10 protein-coding genes are annotated in these 11,539 nt (G+C 69.8%); 7 read left to right on the top strand and 3 right to left on the bottom strand.

Annotated elements, in window-relative coordinates; genetic code table 11:
* Positions 1 to 16: 16 nt before the first annotated feature.
* Entirely contained in the window at positions 17 to 430 is a 414-nt protein-coding gene (locus AB0I43_RS15345) for a DUF3224 domain-containing protein (RefSeq protein ID WP_357432291.1), read from the bottom strand.
* A 36-nt stretch (positions 431 to 466) separates the two neighbouring features.
* Between AB0I43_RS15345 and AB0I43_RS15340 the strand changes: the two genes are divergently transcribed.
* From AB0I43_RS15340 to AB0I43_RS15310, 7 genes are all read left to right on the top strand, one after another.
* Entirely contained in the window at positions 467 to 1,189 is a 723-nt protein-coding gene (locus AB0I43_RS15340; RefSeq protein ID WP_357432289.1) for an ATP-binding cassette domain-containing protein, read from the top strand.
* A 194-nt stretch (positions 1,190 to 1,383) separates the two neighbouring features.
* Complete coding sequence (locus tag AB0I43_RS15335) at positions 1,384 to 2,493, top strand: TauD/TfdA family dioxygenase (protein WP_356973388.1); 1,110 nt, start codon at positions 1,384 to 1,386, stop codon at positions 2,491 to 2,493.
* Positions 2,465 to 3,475 (top strand): ornithine cyclodeaminase family protein, encoded by a 1,011-nt coding sequence (locus AB0I43_RS15330; RefSeq protein WP_357432181.1) that lies wholly within the window; start codon positions 2,465 to 2,467, stop codon positions 3,473 to 3,475. The genes AB0I43_RS15335 and AB0I43_RS15330 overlap by 29 nt, the downstream gene beginning before the upstream one ends.
* A complete protein-coding gene (locus AB0I43_RS15325) occupies positions 3,466 to 6,819 on the top strand; it encodes a hypothetical protein (protein ID WP_357432179.1) in 3,354 nt (1,117 codons plus the stop codon). Before AB0I43_RS15330 ends, AB0I43_RS15325 begins: the two co-directional genes overlap by 10 nt.
* A 52-nt stretch (positions 6,820 to 6,871) precedes the next feature.
* Positions 6,872 to 7,903: a cysteine synthase family protein gene (locus AB0I43_RS15320; protein ID WP_356973385.1), complete on the top strand. Its 1,032-nt coding sequence runs from the start codon at positions 6,872 to 6,874 to the stop codon at positions 7,901 to 7,903.
* Complete coding sequence (locus AB0I43_RS15315) at positions 7,900 to 9,309, top strand: MATE family efflux transporter (RefSeq protein WP_356973384.1); 1,410 nt, start codon at positions 7,900 to 7,902, stop codon at positions 9,307 to 9,309. Before AB0I43_RS15320 ends, AB0I43_RS15315 begins: the two co-directional genes overlap by 4 nt.
* A 165-nt stretch (positions 9,310 to 9,474) precedes the next feature.
* Positions 9,475 to 10,278: an enoyl-CoA hydratase gene (locus AB0I43_RS15310; RefSeq protein WP_356973383.1), complete on the top strand. Its 804-nt coding sequence runs from the start codon at positions 9,475 to 9,477 to the stop codon at positions 10,276 to 10,278.
* Here AB0I43_RS15310 and AB0I43_RS15305 read toward each other — a convergent pair.
* Both AB0I43_RS15305 and AB0I43_RS15300 read right to left on the bottom strand, forming a co-directional pair.
* Positions 10,275 to 10,850: a TerD family protein gene (locus AB0I43_RS15305; RefSeq protein WP_356973382.1), complete on the bottom strand. Its 576-nt coding sequence runs from the start codon at positions 10,848 to 10,850 to the stop codon at positions 10,275 to 10,277. The two genes, AB0I43_RS15310 and AB0I43_RS15305, sit on opposite strands and share 4 nt — an antisense overlap.
* A gap of 83 nt (positions 10,851 to 10,933) precedes the next feature.
* A complete protein-coding gene (locus AB0I43_RS15300) occupies positions 10,934 to 11,368 on the bottom strand; it encodes a hypothetical protein (protein WP_356973381.1) in 435 nt (144 codons plus the stop codon).
* Between the last annotated feature and the right edge of the window lie 171 nt (positions 11,369 to 11,539).

Here is an 11,539-nt window from a genome sequence, read left to right as displayed (position 1 = left end):
CCTGGGCGACCCGAGGCTACTCGCCCGGAAGCTCGTAGTCGAACCAGATGTGGTGCCCGCCTTCGGCGTCGACGTAGAGCCCGCCGGTGCCGGTGATGCCCGCGAGGCCGCCGGTTCCGCTGCCGGGGACGATCAGGAAGAACTCGTGCGTGCGGTCCGTGCCGCCGGTGGTCGCCGAGTGGACGAAGTTGAAGGCGCCCGCGTGCCCGCCCAGCGCGCCCTCGAACGACTCCATCGCGACATAGGTGCCGGCCCCGGAGGCCATGTCGAACGCGGAGGTGAACAGGGTCGCCGCGCGGCCGGTGATCTCCCCGTCGAATTCCTTGGTGATGGTGGCGATGCCGACCGGGAGAGCGGTGCTGATCGGCGGGTCCCCGACGACGTCGGTGGGCACGAAGGCGGAGATGGTGAAGGTGCCGGTGACTTTCATGCGGCGAATGGTAGCGACGCGCACCGACAGAACATCGTGCTGCGCGCGGCGGGCATCGGCGCCACCGCGGGCGGCCGCCCGGTGCTGTCGGGAATCGACCTCGAGTTGCGCGCCGGGACCGCGCTGGCCGTCGCCGGCGTCTCCGGCGCGGGCAAGACCACGCTCGCGCGCGTGCTGGCCGGCCTGCACCGCGACGCGACCGGCTCGCTTCGCCTCGGCGAGCAGACAATCCGACTTGATCGCCGAATCCGGCACGGTGGCACCGGAATTCAGCTGGTCACCCAGAACCCGCTGTCGGCGCTGAATCCACGCCGCACCGTCGCCCAGACCCTCGGCCGCCCACTGCGCCGCACCGGACGGACGCCGAAACACGCGCTGCGCCAGCGAATCACCGAGCTGCTGGCCGCCGTGGATCTCGCTCCCGACATCGCCGGCCGCTATCCGCACCAGCTTTCGGGCGGCCAACGCCAGCGCGTCGCACTGGCCCGCGCGCTCGCCGCCGAACCTGCCGTCCTGGTCTGCGACGAGATCACCTCGGCGCTCGATCACGCGACCGCGAATTCGATCATGGGCCTGCTCGACCGGATTCGCGCCGACCGCGGCACCGCCCTGCTGGTGATCACCCACGACATGCGGATCGTCGCGGGCCACTGCGCCGGTATCGTCGTCCTGGACAACGGAACCATCGTCGAATCCGGCACGGCCACAGTAGTTCTCGCCACACCCGCGCACCCCGCCACCCGGGCCCTGCTCGGCTAGCGCCGAACCGGATTCGCGCTGGTCACGTGCCCCGCTGGACTGCGGGGCAGGCCGCGCTCTACTCTCTCATAGTTCTTCGCTATTTTTCCCGACTCGCTTAGGTAAGCCTTGCTTAAGGCGTCGCGAGGTACTAGCTTCGCAGTGCGATACGTCTTCACCCGCTTTTCGACTGATGCGAAGAAGGGACCCTCCTGGTGAAAAGCGTTCTCTCCGAACGTAAGACGCTTCACCCGCAGGACATCGAACGACGCGAGCTCCCCCCGGAGGCCGGGCATGCGGTGCGTGCCCTCGCACGTGAGATCTGCACCACACTGGCGGCACAGCCCGGCGGTGTCGGCCGAGCGCTGACCAATCCGGCGCTCGCCGAGCACGTCGACCGCCGCGTCGTCGAATTGCCCGGCGCCGTGCGGGAAGCCATGCGCGCGCCCGCCACGTGCGCCGGCGCCACCGTCGTCGGCGGCCTGCCGCTGTCCGACGACGAGCTCGGGCCCACCCCGCGCAGCTGGCGTGAGGCGGTGCGCTGGAGCGAACTCGACATCGTCATGCTGCTGCTCGCCCGCTGTGCCGGTGAGCCTTTCGGCTGGGCCGGGCAGCAGGACGGCCGTCTGGTCAACAACATCCTGCCGACGCCGGGGCACGAGGACGAGCAGTCCGGCGCGAGCAGCAAGACGCTGCTGAGCCCGCACTCCGAGGACGCTTTTCACCCGCTGCGCGCGAACCTGCTGATGCTCGGCTGCCTGCGCAACCCCGACCGGGTCGGCACCACCGTCTCCTCGGTGCGGCGCGTCGAGCTGAGCGTGGACGAGCACCGGCTGCTCAGCACCCCCACCCTGCCGATCCTGCCCGACGTCTCCTACGGCGCCGGGCACGAACGCCACGTCGCGCCGCCGCTGCCCACCGTGTGGTCCGAAATCGCGGGCGACACCGCGGGTCTCACCCTTCGCTACGATCCGGCCTACACCCCGCTCGACGACGCCGATCCGGAATTCCGGCGCGCCTACGCCCGCCTCACCGACGAGCTGGAACGGGTCTGCGTCACCGCCGCCCTGTGCCCCGGCGAGCTGCTGCTGGTGGACAACGACGTCGCCGTGCACGGCCGGGTCCCGTTCACCGCCCGCTACGACGGCACCGACCGCTGGCTCAAACGCGTCAACATCCGCCTGCCCGAACGGCGTAGGCGCGCCGCCGAAGCCGACGAGAATGGGTACGGCCAGCGGATTGTCGCCCCGTTCGCTGTGCGCACGGAAGCGGTGGCGGGAGCAGGTTGGGACCGGAATGATCGAGGATCCGTTGAACACTCGTGATCGTGTGACGCCGCTGCGCGTGCTGAGCCGCACCGATCTGGCCGATGTGCCGATCACGCCGCACGATGTGGTGCGCGCCGTGGAGGAGGCGTATCTCGCCTTCGCCGAGGGACTTTCGGACAATCCACGCAAACTCAGCGTGGCCAATCCGGACGGCTGGTCGGTCGCCTACGCCATGCTCGGCCGGGACGGGCGGCGGCGGGTGGTGGCCATGAAGACCTCCTACAAGTTCGACCCGGGCCACGACCGCAGCACCAAGCGGTACTACACCACGATCACGCTCTACGACGACACCACCGGCGCGCCGATCGCGATGATGGACTGCGCGCGCGTCGGCGCGCTGCGCACCCCGGCGGTGTCGGCGCTGCTGGTGCGCGAGACGATGCGCCGCGGCGCGGAGAGCGTGCTGCTCATCGGCACCGGAACCCAGGGCCGCAACGCGCTGCCGCACCTGCTCGCCGCCAACCCCGGTCTGCGCAAGCTGATGCTCTTCGGCACGCACCCGGAAGGGCTCGACGCGGTGCACCGGCAGCTGGCCGTGCACCATCCGCACGCCCTGCTGGAGACGGTCACCGATGTGCGGGCGGCGGCCGCGCACGCCGACGTGGTGCTCGCGACCGCCGGCCCCGGGACCGAGGTCGCGCTCGAGTCCGCGGATCTCGCGCCCGGCTCCACGGTGGTGCTGGTCGGTTACGGGCTGGCGCCGTCAACCCTGGTAGACGCGGATCGGGTCGTCGCCACCAGCGCCGAGCAGATGCAGCTCACCGGCACCGACATGGCGGGCCCCGATGGGCGTTTGCGTGCCGTGGACGCGGAACTGCCGCAGATTTTGTCCCGCCGTGCCGTGGCGCGCCGCACGGACGAAGAGAAGATCTTCGTCTACAACTCTGGACTCGTGCTCACCGATATCGCTGTCGCGCACGCTCTCGCCGAGCGTGCGATCGCCGAAGGACGCGGCACGGAGGTGCCCCTGTGGGATTAGACTCCACCGCCGAACTGACCGAAGGGCTGTTCGATACCGACGACCTGGCGCTGTTCGACATGGCGTCCACCCCAGCCCCCGCTCCGGCAGCCCCGGCCGCCGACGACCGCACCACCCGCAAGAAACCCAAGCCCCGCAAGCGCGTCGCGGCCCCCGTGACCGACGACGTCCCCCCGCCGAGCGAAGTAACTCCCCCTGTGGGCGACGACCCCCTGAACGAATTCCGCCCGAGCGAATTCGCCTTCGTGCCGTCGACCCGCTCCGACACCGAACCGCCGCTGCCCGGCACCGAAACCGAGGTGGCCCGGCCCGCCGCCGCGGACCGGATCGACGCGGAAGCCGATTCCGTCGCGACCGCGCCCACCGCGGTCGATGATTCCCACCTGGCCGACACCGACGCCGCCTTGGATGACCCCACCGCCGTGGACTCCCCACTCGAGGCGGACGAGACCACCCAGGACACCCGCTCGGCTTGTGACAAACCCGAACCGGACGACGCCCAGCTGACCGAGACTGCGGATCTCGACGACGAGATCAGCGAAGCCGCCGCAGTGGACACGGATGATGCGGCGGGCCATGCCGACACGGGCACCGCCCCTGCCGAGGACGCCGCCCCTGCCGAGCCGGAGTTCGAACCGGCGCACGACACGCCCGCAGCGGATTCGACCGGTTCGGACGAGGAGTCCATCGGCGACGCACTCGCCACTCAGCCCTATGAACCGGAATCTCTGCCCCACAACGCAACCGCCGAGGCGGATGAGGTGCGGGCCGGCGCGCCGCCGAGCGTCGCGGAAGCACTCGCGAGGAGCCTCGCCGCTCTCGCCGCGACAACAGCGCGGCCCGAGGCCGACGACGCCCTCCGCCGGACCGATCCGGTCGACGCCGATCCAGCCGAACCGCAGGATCCAGCGTGCGATCTGCCGCCGGAGACCACCGAGGACGCAGCCGACATGCCGACCTCCCACCCAGGTGTCCAGGAAGCGGAAAGCCTCGCAGACACCGCGCCAGCCAGCGATGACGTCGATCTGTCGACCGAACCCGCTGCACGAGGGCGGATTACAAAGCTGAGCGCTTCCGCCGAACCGCCCGCCCAGCGGGCACGGTGGAAGCGACGTGGCGCGGCTTCGAAAGACACGGCTCAACCGGCAGCCGTTGCGGCCTCCGCGAATGACCTTGCGCCGGAGACGATTACGGCCACGCCGACTATCGACACCGGCACGGGCTCGGATCTGGAGGCCGCCGCCGATGAGACACCCCTGACGTCGAACACAGACATGGCCGCCACCGCCGAGGAGACCGTCGACTCCGGCGGCGCAGCTGCGACCGATGCCGAGATAGGCGCGGAATCGGGCGTCAGCGTGGACGAGGCTCACACCGCTCGTTCGCCTTTGGACGCACCCACGGCAGCGACTGTTCCTGCTGCCACCGCCTCGGAGGTGCCTGCGGCGGCGGCCGCCACCAATCCGAATCCGTCTGCGGCCGAACCGGACAGCACTCGCGCGTCCGGCGCATCCGAGAACGATTCGACACCCGAGCCTGACGCAGCCGATGCACAGCGCGGCCAGCCGACCGCAGGCGACAGTCATACGCAGAGCCCGGCAGCCATTGGCGACGACCGCACCCCGAGCCCGACCGCCACGGGCGACGACCGCACCCCGGACCCGACCGCCACGGGCGACGACCGCACCCCGGACCCAACCGCCACGGGCGACAACCACACCCCGAACCCGACCACCACAGGCGACAACCACACCCCGGACCCAACCGCCACAGGCGACGACCGCGTGCAGACCCCGGCGGCAGACAGCGTCGCTGTAGCGGGGACACCCGCCGAAAGCGCGGACGCGTCGGCGACCGACTCCGATTCGGTGCGGCAGCTCGCCGATTCGACCGTCGACGCCACCTCGGCCGCGCAGGCGGACAGCGTCGACGACGGCACACCCGAGTCCGATTCGACCGACACCGAGGCCCGCGACGGGCATACCGGCGCGGACCCGGAGAATCCGTCAGGCATCACCGCGTCTCCCCTGCCCGCCCATCGCGACGAGTGGGAGCAGCGCGTCCTCGACGACCCGAACCTGTTGGAGGACATCGCTTTCGCGATCGGCGGCCCCTTCCACCTGATGTACCCGCAGCGGGTAGCGCGCAATATCGACGGGTTTCGTGAGGTGTTCACGGCCACCGGCGTCGAGGGCACGATCTACTACGGCAAGAAGGCGAACAAGGCCGCCTGTGTTGCCCGCGTCTGCGCGGAAAACGATACCGGCGTGGATGTTTCGAGCGTCGGCGAACTGACGGCCGCGCTGGGGCAGGGTGTACGCGGTGCCGAGTTGATGGTGACGGGCCCCGCGAAGTCGGACGACCTGCTGTGGCTGGCCGTGCGCCACGGAGCCCTGATCGCCCTCGACGCACTGGACGAGCTGGAGCGGCTGGAGCGAATCGCGTCCACCGCGGCGCCGGCGCGGGTGCTGCTGCGGGTGCTGCCGGAAGGCTCGGAGAGCCGGTTCGGCCTGTCCGACACCGAAATCGGCATCGCCCTGTCGGTGATCGGCGCGGCCGGTCCGGTGGGCTTGGAGCCGATCCAATTGGAGGGCTTCAGTTTTCATCTCTCCGGCTATTCCGCCGAGGCACGCGCCGAGCAGGCGGGGGTGCTCATCGAGCACTGCCTGGCGGCGCGCGAACTCGGCCACCCGATCACGACCATCTCCATCGGCGGCGGCTTCGGCGTCGACTACGTGGCCGAACCGGCGTGGCGGGAGTTCACGGCGGGCGTCCGCCCGGAGTGGTTCCACGCCGGCAAGAGCTTCGAGGATTTCTACCCGTATCACTTCCCGGCCCCCGGCCCCGCCATGCTCGCGGCGATCCTGGAGCACGGCGGACTGGGCGCACGGCTGCGCGAGCACGACCTGCGCCTGGCCATCGAACCGGGGCGGGCGCTGCTGGACGGTGCGGGCAGCACGGTTTTCCGGGTGCGCGGCGGGAAGACCCGGCGCAGCGGGGATCAGCCGTATCAGCTCATCACCGTGGACGGCACCAGTTTGAGCCTGTCCGAGCAGTGGTTCGACAGCGAGTTCCTGCCCGATCCGGTGCTGTGGCCGCAGGGCCCCGGCGCGCCGACCCCGGCGAGCGTCGGCGCGGCCACCTGCCTGGAGTCGGACATGCTCAGCTGGCGGCGCGTCCCGCTGCCGCGCCCGGCCGCACCCGGCGATCTGCTCGTCTATCCGAATACCGCCGGATACCAGATGGATTCGAACGAGTCCGCCTTCCACGACCTGCCCATTCCGCCCAAGGTCGTGCTGCACGACGCACCCGGGGACCGCTTCCGCTGGACGCTGGAGTCCTGAGCTTTCCCCGTTCCCTCGCACCACTCGTACATCCCTGATGGAGGAGACACCCATGATCGTCACGCGCGTGACGGATCTGATCGGCCGCACCCCGCTGTTCGAACTGGCCACCACCGACACCGGCACCCGGCTGCTGCTCAAACTCGAACAGTTCAACCCGACGGGCGCGGCGAAGATCCGGATGGCGCGCGCCATGGTGGACGACGCCGAACGGCGTGGTTTGCTGCCTGTTGGCGGGCATATCATCGAGTCGACGTCCGGTAATACCGGGCTCGGTCTCGCGGTAGTTGCTGCCGAACGTGGGTATCGCTTTACTGCAGTGGTCGATCATCACGCGTGTAAGGACAAGTTGCGAGCGATGCGAGCAATGGGTGCGGAACTGGTGTTCGTCGCCGACGCGGACGACGACAACCTGGCCACCTCGGCCCGGGAAGACCTGGCCGAGGCGATGGCGGCCGGGCTGCCCGACGCGTATTTCACCGAGCAGCACAACAACGATGCCAACGCCGTCGGGTACTACCCCGTGGCGGAGGAGTTGCTGGCCGAGGTGGACCGGGTCGACATCCTGCTGTCCGCGGTGGGCACCGGAGGTTCGCTGTTCGGCACCGCGACCCGGCTGCGCCAGCTCGGGTGCGTCCCGCGCGTGATCGGCGTGGAGCCGGTCGGCTCGATCGCGTTCGGCGGGCCGGGCGGCCCGTACTGGCAGTCCGGCACCGGCACCCCGCCGGGCGCCACCATCGGCACCGCGGTCGACTATTCGCTGCTGGACGAGGGCGTGAAGGTCTCCGACGTGGCGGCCTTCGCCACCGCCCGCGCGGTCGCGGCCGAGCTGGGCCTGATGCTCGGCGGTTCGGCGGGCGGCTCGGTCTATGCCGGGCTCACCCGACTGGAGGAATTCCCGCCCGGCTCGACCGTGGTCACGGTCGTCTGCGACGGCGGCGAGAAGTACCTGGACACCGTCTTCGACGAGGAATGGATGAACGATCGCGATCTGCTCGACGCCGCGACCGAGCGCGAGGTGCTGGGGCTGCTGCAGCGCTACGCCCCCGCCGCCCGCGCCGACCAGTTGGTGAACTCGCGGTGATCCTGACCCAGTTCCGCGCCGACTCCAAGCGCCTGACGGCGCTGGCGACCCCGATCGCGCTCACCCAGCTGGCGCAGATCGCGGTGTCCACCACGAACATCGCCCTGATGGGCACGCTCGGCGTGCAACAGGTGGCCGCCGGCGGCTTGGCGCTGGTGCTGTTCAACCAGATCCGCACCATGTGCGTCGGGTTGATCACCGGCACCGGCAATCGGATCGCCGCCGAGGTGAGCGCCGCGGACAAGCACGGCGGCTCCGCCGACCGCGCGGTGCGCGATGTGGTGCGGTCCGGTTTTCTGATCGCCACCGTCGCGGGTCTGCTCGGCGGCGCGGTCCTGATCGGCCTGGGCTGGTCGCTGCAGTGGCTCGGCCAGGACGCCGGGGTGCTGGCCGAGGCCCGGCCGCTGATGGTCGCGCTGGCGCCGGGGCTGCTGCCGTGTCTGTGGTTCCAGGTGCTACGGCAGTACACCGTCGGCCTGCAACGCCCGCAGGCGCTGCTGCTGGTGACGCTGGGCTCGGTGGCGCTGAACCTGGTGCTCGCGCTGGCGTTCATCCACGGCTGGGCCGGGCTGCCCGCGCTCGGTCTGACCGGCGTCGGCGTCGCGACCTCGCTGGTCTTCCTGATCACCTTCGCCGTCTTCTGGGCGATGGTGCGCTACGACGCGGAACTCGGCGCGACCCTCGCGGCGCGGCCGCGGCCGGTGCACTGGCCCACGGTCCGCGCGGAGTTGAAGCTGGGCACCCCGATCGCGCTCACCTACGGGTCCGAGGCGGGCATGTTCTCGGTGCTGGCGCTGGTCATGGGCAGCATCGGCCCGGCGGCGCTGGCCGCGCACAATGTCGTCTACCAGATCATCTACATCGTCTTCCAGGTCGCGATCGGCCTCTCGCACGGCGCCTCGATCCTGGTCAGCCACGCGGTCGCGCGCGAGGAGTATCCGCACGCCAAAGCCGTCGCCTGGGTCGCGCTGCGGCACGTCGCGGTCGTGGCCGCGGTCACCGGCGTGGCCTACGTGGCGATTCCGAATCTGGTGCTGCGGCCGTTCCTGGAGCCGGGCGACACGCAGACCCTCGCGATCGCCCACACGCTGCTGCTGATCGGCATCGTGTTGCAGTTCTTCGACGCCGCGCAGAACATCGGCACCGGGCTGCTGCGCGGCCTGGGCGCGACCAACGCCGGTTTCCGGCTGTCGCTGATCGGTTACTGGGGCGTGGGCCTGCCGGCCGCGCTGCTGTTCGCGTTCCCGCTCGGCCTCGGCGCCGCCGGCGTCTGGTGGGGCCTGACCGCGGGCCTGGCCACCACCGCCGTGCTGATGCTGCGCCGCTACTTCACCCTGCTCGACGAGCACGAGTTCTCGCACCCGCCACTGCTGCGCCGCTCACTGGACTCGTCGATGTCGTCCTGACCCGCCCGGCCGAGGAATCGCCCTGTACACCTGGGCGATTCCTCGCGCCGAGCGTCGAAATCTGCTCGCGTGCCGCGATATTCCCTCCGGCATCGCGAATCCGCGCGCGGCAGCGGGCTTCTCGCGTAGGTTCTAGAACAGGTTTCAGTTCGACGAGGAGTTCGGATGACGTTCGTGGTGGTGTCCAGGCCGCGCCCGCAGATCGCGCTGATCACGCTCAATCGCCCGGAACGCATGAACGCCATGGCTTTCGATGTCATGGTGCCGTTGCGCGAGACCTTGCAGGCGGTCGCCGCGGACAACGACGTGCGCGCGGTGGTGCTCACCGGCGCCGGCGAAGGGTTCTGCTCGGGCGCCGATCTGCAACACGCCGGGACCATCCCGGGCGTCGCCGGGTTGACGCGCACCAGCATCGCGCGCCGGTCCATGGATCTGTTCAACGACGTCATGCTGGCGCTGCGCCGCATGCACCAGCCGGTCATCGCCGCCGTCAACGGCGCGGCCATCGGCGGCGGCTTCTGCCTGAGCGTCGGCGCGGACATCCGGATCGCGGCCGAGGGCGCCTATTTCCGCGCGGCCGGCATCAACAACGGGCTCACCTCCGCCGAACTCGGCTTCAGCTACCTGCTGCCGCGCGCGATCGGCTCCTCCCGCGCCTTCGAGATCATGCTCTCCGGCCGCGACGTCGACGCGGGCGAAGCCGAACGGATCGGCCTGGTCTCGCGCGTGGTCCCCGCCGACAAGCTCCTGGAGACCTGCTACGACCTGGCCGATCAGATCCTGCGCTACAGCCGGGTCGGCACCGAACTGACCAAACGGATGCTGTGGAGTGGGATGGAAGCCGGCAGCTTCGAATCCCACATGCAGCACGAGGGCCTGGCCCAGATCTATGTCCGGCTGACCACGGACAATTTCGACGAGGCGATGCGCGCCCGCAAGGACCGCCGCCCGCCGGACTACCAGGATTAGACGTTGACGCCGTAGTCCCGGGCGATACCACCGAGGCCGGAGGCGTAGCCCTGGCCGATGGCGCGGAACTTCCACTCGCCGCCGTGCCGGTAGAGCTCGCCGAAGACCATGGCGGTCTCGGTGGAGGCGTCCTCGGAGAGGTCGTAGCGCGCGAGCTCGGCGCCGTTGCTGCGGTCCACCACGCGGATGAAGGCGTTGCGGATCTGGCCGAACGACTGCGAGCGGGCGTCGGCGTCGTGGATGGAGACCGGGAAGAAGATGTTGGTGATGGTCGGCGGCACCGCGGCGAGGTTGACGTTGATCACCTCGTCGTCGCCTTCGCCCTCACCGGTCAGGTTGTCGCCGGTGTGTTCGATGCTGCCGTCCGGCGACTTCAGATTGTTGTAGAAGATGAAGTGCTGATCGGAGAGCACCTTCAGGTTCGGGCCGGTCGCGAGCGCGCTCGCGTCCAGGTCGTAATCGGCCCCCGTGGTGGTGCGGACATCCCAGCCCAGACCCACCGCGACATTGGTGAGATTCGGCGCCTGCTTCGACAGCGAGACATTGCCGCCTTTGGCGAGTGTGACGGACATGATCCCCTTCCGTTCGGCGCCTGCGCGCCGTCTTGCGTCGTGATTTTATTACCGGCCGGTGCGGCGCGGGGCCTGCTCCGGACCTACAGGTCGGCCCACTGGCGCAGGGTAGCCACCCGGCCCTCCAGTGCGTCCAACTCGGCCTGGTCCAGCACATTGCGCTGAATGCCGTGGGCCACAGCGAAAGCCGATTGCCGGTGATCGTCGATCACCTCGACGTCGAGCTGGACCGCCACGTATTCCGCGGCGCCGGGCATCTCCTCGGCCAGCACCTTCGCCTTGCCCCGCGCGCACAGCGCCACGTTGCCGCCGCCCAGGATCAGCAGCGCGATATCGGGCTGCTTGCGCAGCCGGGCCAGCGAGCCACGATCGAACTTCAGGCTGAGCAGGATTCTTCGGTTTCCGGCCCGGACCGGCCAGGACACCGGGATGGCGTGCGGGGCCGGATCGGTGGTCACCAGCACCGCGATGGTGTCCTTGGGCCAGTGCGGAAGAATGTCGAGTTCGGGATGCTCCAAGGCTGATCCATCAGTCGAGTGGTCTTGACGTTGCGCGGGAGTCGCTCCTGCTGCCATCTGGTCACCTCGCGAATCGTTGCTTGGGGTCGCACTGCTGCCAGTCTAAAGCGCTGCGGCCCTTGCTCGCTGGTGTGTGTGATCTTTCGGCGAGGTGCCCTGACCAGGCAAGCC

Source organism: Nocardia sp. NPDC050435 (genome assembly GCF_040655395.1).
Taxonomy (GTDB): domain Bacteria; phylum Actinomycetota; class Actinomycetes; order Mycobacteriales; family Mycobacteriaceae; genus Nocardia.
Note: the sequence above shows the minus strand (reverse complement) of the source record. Positions and strands in the feature narration are given on the sequence as shown.